We start from the raw sequence: 16,006 nt of genomic DNA, 5'->3' as shown, positions 1-16,006 counted from the left end.
TCCGGCCTAATGATGACTCGCGTTAGACGAGCGTTCTGAATTGTAGGAAGGGGTGTCGTCACCTGCAACCGCAGGGGCCGGAATTACCAGCTCTTCCTCTTTTAATCCTTGTTCACGAAGCAGGCGCTCAAAGTGCACCCGGTTCACATTGATACGCAGCAACATGCTGCCGTCGGTATCGGTCTGCTCTTCCAGCACCTCACCGGCCTCGTGCAAGCGCGCACGCAGGCGCCCTGCAGAGGCAGGCAACCGCACCCAGCAATCCACCCAGCCGGCCGCCAGCCGCTCCGCGATAGCCTCGAACAACAGGTCGAAGCCATCACCAGTCTGCGCGGAAATCCAGACGCGCCAGGGCTGGCCATGCTCATCACGCTCAATCCGGGGCGCCTGGTCCAGGTTATCGACCTTGTTGTAGACATGTAGCACGGGCAGCTTGTCGCCACCGATCTCTTCCAGCACTTCGTCTACCGCGGCCACATTACTGTCACGCTCTTCCGCACTGCAGTCGGTTACATGCAATAACAGAGTCGCGTTGACGGTTTCTTCCAGGGTCGCCCGGAATGCCTGCACCAGCCGGTGCGGCAGGTGACGAATAAAGCCCACGGTGTCCGCCAGAATGGCTGGCCCCACACCCGGCACCTTCACCTTTCGCAGGGTCGGGTCCAGGGTGGCGAACAGCTGGTCCGCCACATAGACATCGCCGGTGGTAATGGCATTGAACAGGGTGGATTTCCCGGCATTAGTGTAGCCCACCAGGGAAATCAGCGGGGTCTCCGAGCGCTGTCGTGCCCGGCGACCTTGAGCGCGCTGCTTACGAACCTTGTCCAGGCGCGCTTCGATGCCGCGGATACGGTCGCGCAGCAAGCGCCGATCTGTTTCCAGCTGGGTTTCACCTGGCCCACGCAGGCCGATGCCGCCTTTCTGTCGCTCCAGGTGAGTCCACCCCCGCACCAAGCGAGAGGAAAGGTGCCGCAACTGTGCCAGCTCGACCTGCAGGCGCCCCTCATGGGTACGCGCCCGCTGGGCGAAAATATCGAGGATCAGCCCGGTGCGATCCAGCACCCGGCACTTCACCACCCGCTCCAGGTTGCGTTCCTGGCCTGGGCTGAGCGCATGGTTAAACAACACCACGTCGGCCTTGTACTCCCCCACCATGGCGGCCAGCTCATCGGTTTTGCCGGTGCCAATAAATAGGGCCGGGTCCGGGCGATCGCGCTTGCCGGTTAATTCGACCACCGGTTGCACGCCGCTGGAAGTCACCAGGTGATGAAATTCGTCCAGGTCTTCACGCCCCATGGCATCGGGCAGCTCCAGATGAACCAAAATGGCCCTCTCGCCGGCTTCGGTGCGTGTTTGCTCTGTACGATCAAATAATTCCATAGGATCCGGATATGGGGACAGGTCGACCTAGTTTAAACCAGGACGGAGATAGAAAGGCAGGAAATACATTACACACAGCACAACGCACAGAGCCACCCGAAGGTGGCTCTGTGTGAATCAGGCAAAGCAACCGGTATTACTGATTGCCGTACTCTTCTTCGGCGGCAGGCGCACCCGTTGCACCTGCGGCCATAGCCGGGTTACCGGTTGCGCGCGGGTTACGGGCCGGTACCACGGTAGAAATTGCGTGCTTGTATACCATCTGGCTGACTGCATTTTTCAGCAGCACGACATATTGGTCAAAAGACTCAATTTGCCCCTGCAGCTTTATTCCGTTCACCAGAAAAATAGATACCGGAATACGCTCCTTGCGCAGCGCGTTCAGGAAAGGGTCTTGTAGCGAGTGCCCCTTTGACATGGTAGATCTCCTTGAAATAACAGTAAAAAGTAGTGCCCAACACTTCGGGCAATCAGCGCGCTAAAGCAGCGAAACCGTCCCAAACGGCCACTGCCTTCGCCCGGTGCGCCACCGGGCAAATTTTTGTCAACAACCCGCTCAAAAGGTTCCGGGCCCCGACCCATCCATGGCCGCGACACCATTCCCGAGTAACATCGCTGACCTATGCAGTCATTACATTATAAACCAAAACGCATGCTTTCTGGGCTAACTAAACACAGATTTACAGATCTTCGCAAGCCGCTCAAACAGCGCCTTTCGCTGTGACAGATCATTACTATCGAACCACTGCAGATCCGGCCATTTGCGCAACCAGGTGAACTGACGCTTGGCCAGCTGGCGCGTGGCAATAATGCCCCGCTCCACCATGGTGTCGTATTCATGCTGGCCCTCCAGGTACTCCCACACCTGGCGGTAACCCACCGCCCGGATGCCGGGTAAATCCGGATGCAGCTGTGGCTGCTGCCGTAGCCCTTCCACTTCCGCCAACAATCCGGCGTCCAGCATGGCCCGAAAACGCAGAGCGATCTGCTCATGCAGCCAGCCCCGGTCTTGAGGTGCCAGAGCCATGCTGAGCACGGGATACGGCAATCCGCTGAACTGACTTAAACCATCCGCGTTCATTGTGACCGTTTTATGATGCTCCGCATGAAACGCGGCCAACGGTCGACCCGTAAGCCGAAAAACCTCTAGCGCTCGCTGTAACCTTTGCCGGTCCGTGGGCTTGAGGCGCGCCGCCGTCACCGGATCCACCTCGGCCAGCGCCTGGTGCACCGCAGGCCAGCCTTGTTCATCAGCCAGTGCTGCAATCTCTGCCCGCACGGTCGAATCCGCCTCCGGCAGCTGCGCCAACCCTTCCACCAGGGCCTTGAAATACAGCACTGTTCCACCCACCAGCAACGGCAAGTTGCCATTGGCGTGGATCTGTTCGATATGGCGGAGCGCATCAGCACGAAAATCGGCAGCGGAATAAGGCTCGGTGAGATCACGAAACCCCAGCAACCGATGTGGCGCCAATGCCAATTCTTCTTCAGTGGGGCGGGCCGCACCGATATTCAAGCCCTGATACACCAATGCGGAGTCCACATTGATGATTTCAATAGGAAGGGACTGCGCCGCCTCAATGGCCAACGCCGTCTTGCCGGAACAGGTAGGGCCCATGAGCAACAAGATAGGCAGATACGCTTCAGACATCACGCTGACACGCGAAAGACCGCGCGCCCTCCGCGTGTTGCCTGCCTGCGTGTCGCGTGCAAGCGGCCATAATTCACTGCCCCCGCATGAACAATCGGTCCAGATCTTTGATGCTCATCTGGGTCCAGGTGGGGCGGCCATGATTGCACTGGCCAGAGCGCTCGGTGGCTTCCATGTCGCGCAGCAGGGCATTCATTTCCGGGATGGTCAGGCGGCGATTGGCCCGCACACTGCCGTGGCAGGCCATGGTGGAGAGCAGCTCATCCAGCTTCTGGGCAATGCGCTCACTGCTGCCTTCGGCCAGCAAATCCGACAGCACATCGCGCACCATGGTCTCGCTGTCACCATTACGTAGCAACGCAGGCACTTCGCGCACCACAAGCGTTTCCGGCCCAGCGCGCTGCACCGCAAAGCCCAACCGGGAAAACACCTCCGGCTGCTGCTCGGCAAAATCGGCTTCCCGGGAGGACACAGCCATCGACACAGGCACCAGCAACGGTTGGCTGCGCACCTTGTCGTCCGCCCAGCTCTGCTTGAGCCGCTCGTAGGTGATCCGTTCGTGGGCGGCATGCATATCCACCACCACCATGCCCTGCTGGTTCTCAGCCAGAATAAAGATGCCGTGCAGTTGCGCCACCGCATAACCTAGCGGCGGCACGGTTTCATTGTCACTGGCCGGCGGCATCACCGACGGCGCCGCCTCGCTGACCTGCTGCCCCACCAGGGCGCCATAGGCATCGGCTTGCCGCTGGCCCTGACCATAACCAAACGCACTGCCACCGCCGGGCGGGTAGGCCTGCCCGGCAGGGCGCGACAGGGACGACATCCCTCCACCCATTGGCGAAGACAGCGACATATTCCCCTGACTTGGCGCCATGGCCGCGTCCATACCGACGGCTGGCGCGCCTTCATCAACCACCGAACCCGCCAGCTCCTGGCCCGGGCGCACCCCGGCAATAGCACGATGCAGGGAGCTATACAGAAAGCCGTGCACCATGCGCTGCTCGCGAAAGCGCACTTCGTGTTTGGTGGGGTGAACGTTCACATCCACCATGGCCGGGTCCAACTCCAAAAACAGCACATAGGCCGGATGACGGCCGTGGTAGAGTACATCCGCATAGGCCTGGCGCACTGCGTGGCTGACTACCTTGTCGCGAATCACTCGGCCATTCACATAGAAATACTGCAAGTCGGCCTGGGAGCGGGAAAAGGTGGGCAGCCCCATCCAGCCGTGCAGACGCAAGCCATCTCGCTCCACATCCACGGCCACTGCCTGCTCCATAAAGCCCTTGCCACACAACTTGGCCACCCGCGCGGCACGCAGGGTCTCGTCTAGCCCGGCGGGCAACTGATGAATGACTTTCTGGTTATGGGTAAGACGGAACGCGGTATTGAATTCACTCAGCGCAATGCGCCGGAACACCTCTTCAAGATGATTGAATTCGGTTTTTTCGGTGCGCAGGAAGCGGCGCCGGGCTGGCGTATTAAAAAACAAGTCGCGCATGGTCACGGTGGTGCCACGGGGGTGGCCGGCCGGCGACACTGAAGGCGCCATATCGCGACCCTCCACGGTCACCTGCCAGCCCTCGGCTTCGCCTTCCACATTGCTGGCCAGGCTCAACCGGGACACGGAGCTAATCGCCGCCAGCGCCTCGCCGCGAAAACCAAGCGTACCGATAGCTTCCAGATCATCCAGGCCGCGAATCTTGCTGGTGGCATGACGAGACAAGGCCAACGGCAAGTCGTCACGTTCGATGCCGTTGCCATTATCGCGCACCCGCACCAGCTTCACCCCGCCCTGCTCCACATCTACACTGATGGATTCTGACCCGGCATCCAGCGCATTTTCCAGCAATTCCTTGAGCACAGACGCAGGGCGCTCAACCACTTCACCAGCGGCAATTTGGTTAGCAAGGCGGGAATCAAGCAACTGAATCTTGGACAAAACAAATCCTTTAGAAAGTTATCTGCTCCGCCACACAACGCTCACCCGGCACGCTTAGTATCTAGCGTGCCGGCATGATGCGTGTTGCATGCCAGCGGATTATTACGAACGAGGAATTTTCAACACCTGGCCAACCATGATGCTGTCGCCATTGATGCCATTGGCCGAACGGATCGACTGCTCGGAAACACTGTATTGTTGCGCAATTTCCGACAGTGTATCACCGGGCTGAATACGATACTCATCGCCCCGCTCGCGCCGCTGGGCGGCGTACCAGCTATTGGGCGCCGGATGGCTACGGAAATAGGCATCGATGCCATTCAGCACCGAGCGGGCCAGCTTGGTCTGGTGCGCCGAGGAGCGCAGATTCCGCTCTTCGGTGGGGTTCGAAATAAAGCCGGTTTCCACCAGAATAGACACCATTTCCGGCTCTTTGAGCACCGCGAAACCGGCCTGCTCCACCTTGTCGCGGCCACCGTGCAGCTTGGTCACCTTACCCATCTCCAGCAGCACCTGCCGGCCAAGATACAGGCTGCCAGCCATGGACCCATTCATCTGCAAATCCGCCAGCACGCTGTACAGCGAGCTGTCATCTTCCTCTTCTTCATACACCCCGGCCACGCGGTCGGATTCGTTGGCGATCTTGGCCAGATAACGGGCGCGGGCACTGGTAGCGCCGCGATTAGACAGGGCAAACACGGAGGCCCCATGGGCGCGGGCATCGGTGAAAGCATCCGCGTGGATGGACACGAACACATCCGCGCCGTGCTTTTCCCGAGCGATCTTGCGGCGCTCCACCAGCGGTACGTAATAATCCCCATCGCGGACCATCACTGCCCGCATACCGGCCTTGGCATTGACCTTGGCTTCGAGCTTTTTGGCAATTTGCAGAACGATAGTCTTTTCATAGGTGCCACTGGGTCCACGGGCGCCAGGGTCTTCCCCGCCGTGTCCCGCATCAATAGCCACAATCATCAGCCGCTGCGCCTTGGGCTGAGCCTGCTCTTTCGGTTCGGGCTTGTCCGCTTTGTCGGTGGCTTGCAGCTCCTTGTCGAACAGGTCCACCACCAGGCGCCAGCCGTGGGGCTCGATGGGCTTGAGCAGGTTGGTGCGAGTGCGCACGGACTCTTTCATGTCCAGCACCACCCGGGTTTTGTCCGTGTGCTTGCCCACCCGGATGTTGGCAATGGGGCTGCTGGCGTAATCCAGCGTTTTTACGTCGAAATTCAGCGCCGCCTCCTGCAGATCAAGCACAATGCGATCCGGGTTGGCCAGCTTGTCGAGCTTGTGATCCACCGGCGCGGGCAGGTCGAATACAATCCTGGTGTGATCCGGCGCCCGGTGCAGGCGCACGGAGTCGATGGAGGTCTGGGCAAACGCCAGCGAACCCCAGCACAATACAGCCAGAGTAAATAACACGGTCGAAACCGTTTTCTTATTGTGCATGCGTCTTTTCATAGGCGTTTAGTCACCAACCCATTCCAGGGTCGCTTTTCGTCCATGGCCATTCACGGCCAGTGTAATGGTCAAATCCGGCGTTGGCACCACACCGGCACCCCGCTCTGGCCACTCCAGCAGGCACAAGGAGCTGCCATCGAAATAATCCCGTACGCCAATCAGCTCCAGCTCTTCCGGATCCGCCAGACGATACAGGTCAAAGTGATAGATATGGACGCCGCCAATCTCGTAGGGTTCCACAATGGTGTATGTCGGGCTCTTTACAGCCCCTTCATGCCCCAGGCCACGGAGCATACCGCGAACCAGGGTGGTTTTCCCCGCCCCCAGGTCGCCTTCAAGATAAACGCAGCCGCCCGCCGCCAGGCGGTGGCCCAATTCAGCGCCCAGCGACAGGGTGGCTGCCTCATCCGGCAAATCGTAAACCTCCTGGCTCATTGACGCCCCGCCTGTTCCTGTCATTCGCATTCCGGCAACCCGTAATTCAATTGTTGGCGCAATTCATCCAGCAAGTCAGTGGCCAGCAAACCCCGCTCACCCCGCACCGCCGCACAGCGATCTGCCGCACGGGCATGCACCATGGCGCCGAAGCGGGCGGCATCGAAACTGTTTAGGCCCTGGGCTCGCAGGGCAGCAATCACCCCGGTGAGTACATCCCCCATGCCGCCGGAAGCCATACCCGGGTTGCCCTCGCGGATCAGCGCCCGGCCAGCCTCCACGCCGGCGGACTCGCCCTGCACCAGAGTGCCCAACCCCTTGAGCAGCACCGTACCGCCATAGCGGGCAGTCAAGCTTTCCAGCGCAGTAAAACGATCTTGCTGGACCTCCCGAGCTGGCACAGCCAACAACCGGCCCGCTTCGCCGGGGTGCGGGGTGAGCACCCAGTCCGCCGTGCCGATATCCGCTTGCCCGGCAATCAGGGTCAGCGCATCCGCATCCACCACTAGCGGCTTGCCCGCCGCCAGTGCCGCGTCCAGCAAGGCCCGGCCCCAGGCATCGAGGCCCAAGCCGGGACCTATGGCAATCACCGTGGCCGCCTCGATCAATGCAGCCGCCTCTTGCGGCTGATCCACGCCACGCACCATGATTTCCGGCTGGCGAATCAGGGCTGCTGACACATGGGCCGGGCGCGTGATCAGCGTCACCTTACCCGCCCCGCAACGGGCCGCGGCTTGGGCGCTCATGACAGGCGCCCCGGCAAAACCGTGGTCGCCACCAATGACCAGCACATGGCCGTAATCGCCTTTATGACCATCCAGGCGACGGGGTGGCAGGCGATGCCATAGCGCCTCGGCGCCGGGGCTGAAGCAATCCGGCCGCACCTGCGCGTACACGCCTCGCTCTACCTGCAAATCGAAAAATTGTATCGCTCCGGCATGTACCGGTCCTTCGCCGGTGAGCAGACCACGCTTGAGACCAATAAAGGTGCACGTCATCTGCGCCTGCAACACCGCGCCCAGCGGCATGCCGCTGTCGGCACTGAGCCCGGAGGGAATATCCAGCGCCAATACTGGGATCGGCAAGGCGTTCAGGGCCTTCAACAGAGCCGCCACCTCATCTCGCAGCGCGCCTGTTAGCCCGGTGCCCAACAGGCCATCCACCAAAAGATCCGCGCTATGCGGCAAGGCACCCAGCGACAGCGGCTGCATGGGAAGCCCCGCCGCCTGACAGCGCTGAGCCATGGTCAGGGCATCGCCCTTGAGCTGATCCGGAGGGGTGGTAAACCAGATCTGAGGCTGCAGGCCAGCCTCAGCGGCCAACCGGGCCACCACATAGCCATCGCCGCCGTTATTGCCGCCGCCGCATAGCACGGCCAACGTACTGGCCTGGGGCCAACGCTCGCAGAGGGCATCAAAGGCCGCCTGGCCGGCCCGCTCCATCAGATCGGCGCCCGGGGTGCCGGCGGCAATGGCCAGTCGGTCCAGCTCGCGGGTCTGCGCCGCGGTGTATAAAGCAGCAGGTAGCTCGGTCACCTGTTATCCTTCGCGTTATTTCGTGCGCCCCCGTTTACCGGGGCGCCACAACACATTTCCCGCCATTATACGCACGAGAGCCGGTTGCCCCGAAACGTCATGGACCTGAATCAACTGAAAGCCCAAATCCAGCAATGGGGCCGCGAACTCGGCTTCCAGCAAATCGGTATTGCCGATACGGATCTGCACGCCGAAGAAGCGCAACTGAAAGCGTGGCTAGCGAAAGGTTATCAGGGGCAAATGGAGTGGATGTCGGCCCACGGCAACAAACGCTTTCGCCCCGGGGAGCTGGAACCGGGCACCCTGCGGGTGATTTCCGCGCGCATGGATTACCTGCCCCCGGACACCCAGCCGGTGAAGTTGCTGCAACAGAAAGACAAGGCCTATGTGTCCCGCTATGCCCTGGGCCGTGACTATCACAAGCTGATCCGCAAGCGCCTGGCGATTCTGGCCGGGCGCATTCGTGAGGCCGTGGCGGACAGCGAGCTGGCCCGGGCCTTTGTGGACAGCGCCCCGGTAATGGAAAAACCGCTGGCGGCGAAAGCCGGGCTGGGCTGGCAAGGCAAGCACACCCTGGTGTTGAACCGGGAAGCGGGCAGCTGGTTCTTTCTGGGCGAGATCTACACCGACATTGCCTTGCCGGTGGATACTCCCGGCGAAGACCATTGCGGCAAGTGCAAAGCCTGCATCACCGTCTGCCCCACCGACGCCATTGTGGCGCCCTACGAGCTGGATGCCCGGCGCTGCATTTCCTACCTGACCATCGAACACGAAGGCAGCATTCCGGAAGACCTGCGCAAAGGCATCGGCAACCGTATTTTCGGCTGCGACGACTGCCAGCTCATGTGCCCCTGGAATCGCTTCTCCCAGCACACCGGCGAAACCGATTTCCACCCCCGCCACGGGCTGGGCGACAGTGACCTGGTCTCACTGTTTTCATGGAGCGAAGAGGATTTTCTGGAGCGCACGGCGGGATCGGCGATTCGTCGCGCCGGGTATCTGAAATGGCTGCGTAATATTGCCGTAGCGCTGGGGAATGCGCCCACCTCAGACGACGTTATCAAGGCCTTGAAGGAAAGACGCGACTATCCGGACGAGACAGTGCAAGAGCATGTGCAGTGGGCGCTGGCGCAGCACCTTCCAACCTGAAACGATTACCCGTAGGAGCGGCGCTTGAGCCGCGAACAACGTTGCTTCGGAACCCTCGCTACGCTCGGTTCGCGGCTCAAGCGCCGCTCCTACGGGAAAGCACACTACGGTTCAGGTTTTTTACGTGTTGCGTGAAGCGTGCCGCATGATGCGTCGCCGTTAGGCGTCAATAAAATGCTCGCGGTAATACACCAGCTCGGCGATGGACTCGCGAATGTCGTCCAACGCCAGGTGTTTGTTCTCTTTACTGAAGCCCGGCAGGATTTCCGGCTTCCAACGACGCGCCAGCTCTTTCAGGGTGGACACATCCAGGTTGCGGTAATGAAAGAAGGCTTCCAATTGCGGCATATAATTGGCCAGGAAACGGCGGTCCTGGCAGATGCTGTTGCCGCACATGGGCGACATGCCCGCTTCCACGTACTGCTCAAGAAACGCGATGGTCTGCGATTCCGCCGCCGCGTCGTTCACCATACTGGCCTTCACTCGTGCCACCAGCCCGGAGTTGTTATGGTGAGTGGTATTCCACTCGTCCATGCCATCCAGTAGCGCATCGCTCTGCTGCACCGCCAGCACCGGCCCTTCTGCCAGCACATTCAACTCGGCATCGGTGACAATGGTGGCGATCTCGATGATGCGATCGTTTTCCGGGCTCAGGCCGGTCATTTCCAGATCGATCCAGATCAGATTATTGCGCTTGTCGGTCATGGGCTCGGCATCTCTTTGCTACGCGGAATGTGGCCTCCATGGTAGCATGCCCCTATTCTCATACTAGATCTCATACCCGAAGACAGGACCGCAATAACCCGTGGCCAAACGCAAACTCAATCGCCGCCAGCAATGGCGCATCGAAAAAATCCAGGCAGAAAAGCGCGACCGCGCCAACCGCCGTACCGACCAACAGGAAACCCTGGTGGCCGACGATCTGGGCGATGAGCAACACGGGTATATCACTGCCCATTTCGGCCAACAGGTGGAAGTGGAAAATACCGATGGCCCGAATGGCGAGAGCAGACAGACGCGCCGCTGTCATTTTCGCGCCACGCTGGAACAGCTGGTGGTCGGCGACAATGTCATTTGGCAGCCGCCCAAGAGTGAAGGTCTGGGCGTCGTCGTCGCCATTGAACCCCGCGACACGGTCCTCAAACGCCCGGACATGTACGGCAACCTGAAACCGGTCGCCGCCAATGTAGAACAGATGCTGGTGGTCTTTGCGCCCCTGCCCACGCCGTCCAGCGCCCTGCTCGATCGCTATCTGGTCGCCGCGGAACTGTCTGGCATTGCGGCCACGCTAGTGCTCAATAAAGCCGACCTGATCGACGAGACCCTGCGACCTTTTGTGGATGAGTTGTCCGACATGTATCGCGCCCTCGGCTATCCCGTGCTGGAAGTCTGCGCCCACCAAAGCGAAGGACTGGCACCGCTGCACGACGCCCTGGTGGGTAAAACCAGCGTGTTTGTCGGGCAGTCCGGGGTGGGCAAATCCTCACTGGTCAATGGCGTCCTGCCGGAGGCGGATTTGCAGGTGGGCGAGCTATCCAGCAACTCTGGGCTGGGCCAGCACACCACCGTCACCGCCCGGCTGGTCCACCTGCCCACCGGCGGCCAGCTGATCGATTCGCCCGGCATCCGCGAATTCGGCCTGTGGCACATCGGCGAAGACGACCTGCTACACGGCTACCGGGAACTCTCCGAGCTGGCCGGTTACTGCAAGTTCCGTAACTGCTCACACCGCAACGAGCCGGGCTGCGCGCTGATCACCGCTGCCGACAACGGAGACATTGACGAGGAACGGCTGGCCAACTTCTACCAGATCGCCGACACCCTGGATGAAGAAGGACGCGAGCGTTACTCCTGACAGGGCAATGGATAATTGATAGGTGATAATTGATAATGGAGCCCACTGACGAGGAGAACCTCTCGTTATTCATTTTCCATTATTCACTATCCATTGCGTCCCTATGCTGCCACTGCTGCTCGAACCCACCGAACTCGCCAACCGTCTCGACAACGACAACCTGCTCATCATCGACCTGAGCAAGCCTGCCGTTTACGTCCAGGCCCACGTCCCCGGCGCCATTCATCTGGATTTCAAGCGCTTGCAGACCGGCGCCCAGCCCGCGCCGGGCATGATCCCTTCGGACGACGCCCTGAGTGACCTTTTCTCCGAGCTGGGGCTAACCCCGGACACCCATGTCATCGCCTATGATGACGAAGGCGGCGGCTGGGCCGGGCGCCTGCTGTGGACCCTGGACGCCATCGGGCACAAGCACTACAGCTACCTGAACGGCGGCATTCATGCCTGGCTGGCAGAAGGGCACGCCACCAGCAGCGAAGCCCATGAACCCACTGCCAGCAATTACGAAGTGGTCACTCACGACCCGCTGACCGAAGTGGACCTGGATTATCTTCTGGACCACTATCAGGATGACGATGTGGTGATCTGGGATTCCCGCTCCCTGGACGAGTTCGACGGCGTGCGCGCCTTCGCCCAGAAAGCCGGGCACATTCCCGGCGCCCGCCACCACGAGTGGACCGAGCCCATGGACAAGCAGAACAACCTGCGCCTGCGTCCATTGGAAGACATCCGCGCTGAATTGGCCGCCCTGGGCATCACCGGTGACAAGGAAGTGATTACCCACTGCCAAACCCATCACCGCTCCAGCTTTTCCTGGCTGGTGGGCAAGTTACTGGGCTTTGAACGCATGCGCGGCTACGCCGGCTCTTGGGCCGAATGGGGAAATCACCCTGATACTCCCGCGCAAAAAACCGAATAACCTGGGCCAATGGCCTCCTGAAAGAGTAAGGATTCCCCTTGAATAACTGGCGCGACAAACTGTTCGTTACCCTGCAGTACCTGATCCCTCAGCACGCCCTGTCCCGGCTGGTCGGCCTGCTGGCCCGCAGCGAAGTGCCGTGGATCAAGACCACCTTTATCAACGCGTTCATGAAACGGTTCGGTATTGACCTGTCCGAAGCACAAATTGAAGACGCGGATCAATTTCCCTCTTTCAATGCCTTTTTTACACGGGCGCTGAAAGCCGACGCCCGCCCATTGGAAGCCAGCGGCGATAACGAGATTGCCTGCCCCGCAGACGGGGCCGTCAGCCAGCTGGGCGCCATCCGCGCCAATCAGGTATTCCAGGCCAAGGGCCACGATTATTCACTGTACGACCTGCTTGGCGGTGACAGCGCTCTGGCCAGCGAATTCACCAACGGTCAGTTCGCTACGGTTTACCTGTCTCCCCGCGACTATCACCGGGTGCACATGCCCTTTACCGGCACCCTGCGCGAAACCCGTTACGTGCCCGGCGACCTGTTTTCAGTGAACGAAGCCACCGCCAACGGCGTCCCTAACCTGTTTGCCCGCAACGAACGGCTGGTGTGCATCTTTGATACCGAACAGGGCCCCATGGCAGTGATTCTGGTGGGCGCCATGATCGTCGCCGGCATCGAAACCGTCTTCAGCGGCCAGGTGACGCCGCTACCCAAACAGGTGGTCACCACCGACTACCTGCGCACCGCCCCCATCACCCTGGAAAAAGGGGACGAGCTGGGTCGCTTCTTGCTCGGCTCCACCGTGGTCATGCTGTTCCCGGAAGGCAAAGCCGGGTTTGACGACGCACTGAAAGCCGGCAGCCTCGTTCAGGTACGCGGCAAACTGGGTGCTTACACCCACTGAGCGGAACGCACGCCGACTTGCACACCTCCCGTCCCGCCGCAATGACCCCAATTGCGGTAATTCGGGGCGGGTATCCCCCCTGACATCACTCCCGGTCCGCACGGCAACTGTGCCAGCCCGCATCTCCCCTACAATAACCGGCCGTTGATTCCTAGCCGGTAGATTTCATGCTCACTGACACACTGCAACAGGCCGTTCAAACCCGAACCCGCCCCTGGCGTCAACGTCTGGACAATGGCCGCGCCCGCCTATTCGACGCCCAGCAACTGAGCCAGGCGGAGCAGACGCCCTACGACACCCTGTTCGACGATGGTCTGGTAAAACTGCGTTATTACCCGCCGTTGACGGAAAACGCCATTCCCCTGTCCGACGGAACGGTGACCCCGGTCAGCCAGACCACCCAGCGCACCCCGCTGGTGCTGGTCGCACCGCTGGCGGTGAACATGCTGATCTATGATCTGTTCCCCCAGCGCAGTCTGGTGCGTTACCTGCGCGCCCGGGGCTTTGAATTGTACATGGTCGACTGGGGCCGGCCCGGTCGCCACCACAACCATCTGAGCCTGAGCAGCTACTTTGCGGACTACCTGCCCAAACTGTTGGTGCAGGTCCGCCAGCACAGTGGCCAGAAAAAACTGAGCCTGCATGGCTGGAGCTTCGGCGGCCTGTTCAGCCTGTGCTACACCGCCCTGGGCAATGACCCGGACATCAAGAACCTGGTGCTGATCGGCGCGCCCGCGGACTATCACCGCAACGGCGCCCTGGGTGGCCAGTACCGCGCCCTAAGCCGGCGAGCCAAATGGATCCGCAGCCGCACTGGCCTGCGCATTCACAATGTGCCCGCCAACCTGCTGCGCTCACCGGGCTGGATAAACAGCCTGGCGTTCAAGCTCACCAACCCGGTGGGTAGCCTGCAAGGCTACTGGAGTCTGATCAAGAACCTGCACGACCGGGACTTCGTCGCCTCCCACGCAACCAACGGCGCCTTTCTGGATGACATGGTGGCGTATCCCGGCAGCGTTATTCAGGACATCATCCGGTACCTGTGGACTGACAACGTGGTCGCCCATGGCCAGCTCCCCATGGCGGGAACTGACGGGCACCTGAACCAGGTCACCGCCAACGTGCTCAACATCACCGGCGCCAACGATCCCATCGTCACCCCGGAATGCAGCCAGGCCATGAAGCCGCTAATCCGCAGCAAGGATAAAACCTTTGTCACCATTGATGGTGGGCACATGGGCATCCTGGGCAGCGCCGCGGCGCAGAAACAGAGCTGGGGGCGAATTGCGGACTGGTTGATTGAGCGGGATTAAAAGCAGCGACGAGCTGCTAGTGACAACGCGGGTTAGGCGCGACACCCACCCCCGTCGCGGGATCGACTGTAGGAGCCCAGCTTGAGGGGCGAACCGAGCGGAGCGAGGCGACAGGCATCCGAGCCTATCCGCAATGTTTCCTGAAACCTGTCGAGCCCAAGGACCTTTTCCGCTTTTCCTAACCAAGCTTGTAGCTTGTAGCTTGTGGCTCGTCATATAACCGTCACGCTTACCGCCTAGCCTGAAAGCAGTTTCCGCTGACAACTGTGTTCGCTTTCATGCCTCGCCTGTTGATTCTTTTTCCGTGCAGTCACATGGGCAATCTGTTGATTGCTCTGCCGCATTTGCGCGCCATGCTCTCGGCACATCCGGATGCCTTGCTGGTGGTCGATGCCCGTTACCAAACACTGGTAGCGCAAAGCTTGCCCGGCGAAGAGCGACTGCTTTTTTATCCGGAACAGGCCCTCTCTTCGCCTCGGCCTGTTTGGCAACGACTGAAACATTACCTGATCTTTGTGCGAGCCCTGCGACGCTTTCGCGCGGACATCTGTGTGGATATTGAAGGGGAACAGAAATCGGCCACGCTGAGTCGGCTGTCCGGTGCGCCAACACGAATCGGGCCACCGCGCCGCCATGGTCACTGGTTCTATACCTTGTCACCGGAACCAGACTGGCAAGGCCACCGCTGGGACGGCTACGCCAGCCTGAGCCAACCCGCTGCAACAGCGCCGGCGACCTACCTGCCGCTAACCCCATGCCCGAATAGCAACGAACGCATCAGCGCCTTACTGCCAACCCACGCTGGCGACACTCGCCTGATTCTGCATGTAGGCGCAACCAAGACTTACAAGATGTGGCACGCGGAACAATTCGCGTCCCTGTGCCAACAGGCGCGCCGGGCCGGGCTCACCCCCATATTGGTTGGCGCCGGACACAAGGACCGTGTGCAAATTGCCCGCGTACAATCCTTTCTCTGCAAACCCGTGCTGGACCTGTGCGACCAACTCAGTCTGTCGGAATTCATCGCACTGCTTCAGCACAGCCGAGCCTATGTAGGCAACGACAGCGGCCCCATGCACTTGGCGGCAGCTTGCGGCATTCCCACCGTCGGTCTGTTCGGCCCCACCAACGACAACCTCTGGCATCCACTCTCCCCCCTCGCCCGTGTATTGCGCTGGCAAGCCTGCGCAGCGGAATGTGAGCGCAGCAGCTGTGTGCAGGACACTTATCCCTGCCTACAGCGCATTACCGTGGATCAAGTGATGGACACGCTGTCAGCACTGGGCGTCCCTGTCGGCACACAGGCCACCACACCCCGCCGCGCAGTGTGACGCCAAGCGCACTCTTTTAATTATTCAATAATGGCGTTTGCCTGCAGACGAAAAAAAAGAAAACGCAGCCCGTTTCCGGACTGCGTCATTGTCAAAAAATGGATCTGCCTTTGTTGTTGTGAGAATGCGT

The 16,006-nt window shown here is 60.5% G+C and carries 14 protein-coding genes; 6 read left to right on the top strand and 8 right to left on the bottom strand.

Annotation, left to right across the window (positions count from 1 at the left end):
* Positions 1 to 6 precede the first annotated feature (6 nt).
* From hflX to ABNH18_RS12410, 7 genes are all read right to left on the bottom strand, one after another.
* Entirely contained in the window at positions 7 to 1,380 is a 1,374-nt protein-coding gene (gene hflX, locus ABNH18_RS12440; protein ID WP_349383118.1) for a ribosome rescue GTPase HflX, read from the bottom strand.
* A gap of 136 nt (positions 1,381 to 1,516) precedes the next feature.
* Positions 1,517 to 1,798 carry an RNA chaperone Hfq gene (gene hfq, locus ABNH18_RS12435; protein WP_349383117.1) on the bottom strand — a complete coding sequence of 94 codons (282 nt, stop codon included), beginning with the start codon at positions 1,796 to 1,798 and terminating at the stop codon, positions 1,517 to 1,519.
* A gap of 246 nt (positions 1,799 to 2,044) precedes the next feature.
* A complete protein-coding gene (gene miaA, locus ABNH18_RS12430; protein WP_349383116.1) occupies positions 2,045 to 3,031 on the bottom strand; it encodes a tRNA (adenosine(37)-N6)-dimethylallyltransferase MiaA in 987 nt (328 codons plus the stop codon).
* Between the two features lie 73 nt (positions 3,032 to 3,104).
* Positions 3,105 to 4,976, bottom strand: coding sequence for a DNA mismatch repair endonuclease MutL (gene mutL, locus ABNH18_RS12425; RefSeq protein ID WP_349383115.1), 1,872 nt, complete (start codon positions 4,974 to 4,976; stop codon positions 3,105 to 3,107).
* A 102-nt stretch (positions 4,977 to 5,078) separates the two neighbouring features.
* A complete protein-coding gene (locus tag ABNH18_RS12420; RefSeq protein WP_349383114.1) occupies positions 5,079 to 6,422 on the bottom strand; it encodes an N-acetylmuramoyl-L-alanine amidase in 1,344 nt (447 codons plus the stop codon).
* 18 nt (positions 6,423 to 6,440) lie between these two features.
* Positions 6,441 to 6,869, bottom strand: coding sequence for a tRNA (adenosine(37)-N6)-threonylcarbamoyltransferase complex ATPase subunit type 1 TsaE (tsaE, locus tag ABNH18_RS12415; RefSeq protein WP_349383113.1), 429 nt, complete (start codon positions 6,867 to 6,869; stop codon positions 6,441 to 6,443).
* A 20-nt stretch (positions 6,870 to 6,889) separates the two neighbouring features.
* Complete coding sequence (locus ABNH18_RS12410) at positions 6,890 to 8,404, bottom strand: NAD(P)H-hydrate dehydratase (RefSeq protein WP_349383112.1); 1,515 nt, start codon at positions 8,402 to 8,404, stop codon at positions 6,890 to 6,892.
* A gap of 99 nt (positions 8,405 to 8,503) precedes the next feature.
* Between ABNH18_RS12410 and queG the strand changes: the two genes are divergently transcribed.
* Entirely contained in the window at positions 8,504 to 9,553 is a 1,050-nt protein-coding gene (queG, locus tag ABNH18_RS12405) for a tRNA epoxyqueuosine(34) reductase QueG (protein ID WP_349383267.1), read from the top strand.
* Positions 9,554 to 9,712: 159 nt separating this feature from the next.
* Here queG and orn read toward each other — a convergent pair whose 3' ends face one another.
* Positions 9,713 to 10,258: an oligoribonuclease gene (orn, locus tag ABNH18_RS12400; RefSeq protein WP_349383111.1), complete on the bottom strand. Its 546-nt coding sequence runs from the start codon at positions 10,256 to 10,258 to the stop codon at positions 9,713 to 9,715.
* Between the two features lie 100 nt (positions 10,259 to 10,358).
* Here orn and rsgA point away from each other — a divergent pair, with 100 nt between their 5' ends.
* The 5 genes from rsgA (at position 10,359) to ABNH18_RS12375 (ending at position 15,876) form a co-directional block, all read left to right on the top strand.
* Complete coding sequence (gene rsgA / locus ABNH18_RS12395) at positions 10,359 to 11,408, top strand: small ribosomal subunit biogenesis GTPase RsgA (RefSeq protein ID WP_349383110.1); 1,050 nt, start codon at positions 10,359 to 10,361, stop codon at positions 11,406 to 11,408.
* A gap of 103 nt (positions 11,409 to 11,511) precedes the next feature.
* Positions 11,512 to 12,327, top strand: coding sequence for a sulfurtransferase (locus ABNH18_RS12390; protein WP_349383109.1), 816 nt, complete (start codon positions 11,512 to 11,514; stop codon positions 12,325 to 12,327).
* Between the two features lie 38 nt (positions 12,328 to 12,365).
* The gene (asd, locus tag ABNH18_RS12385; protein ID WP_349383108.1) at positions 12,366 to 13,232 is read left to right on the top strand and encodes an archaetidylserine decarboxylase; all 867 of its coding nucleotides are present in this window, start codon (positions 12,366 to 12,368) and stop codon (positions 13,230 to 13,232) included.
* Between the two features lie 167 nt (positions 13,233 to 13,399).
* On the top strand, positions 13,400 to 14,545 hold the full coding sequence (locus tag ABNH18_RS12380) for an alpha/beta fold hydrolase (protein WP_349383107.1): 1,146 nt from the start codon (positions 13,400 to 13,402) through the stop codon (positions 14,543 to 14,545).
* A gap of 314 nt (positions 14,546 to 14,859) precedes the next feature.
* Positions 14,860 to 15,876 carry a glycosyltransferase family 9 protein gene (locus tag ABNH18_RS12375; RefSeq protein ID WP_349383106.1) on the top strand — a complete coding sequence of 339 codons (1,017 nt, stop codon included), beginning with the start codon at positions 14,860 to 14,862 and terminating at the stop codon, positions 15,874 to 15,876.
* The last annotated feature ends 130 nt before the right edge of the window (positions 15,877 to 16,006 follow it).

Source organism: Alcanivorax sp., from assembly GCF_040118815.1.
Lineage (GTDB): Bacteria > Pseudomonadota > Gammaproteobacteria > Pseudomonadales > Alcanivoracaceae > Alcanivorax.
This window is presented reverse-complemented; position numbering and strand designations above follow the sequence as displayed.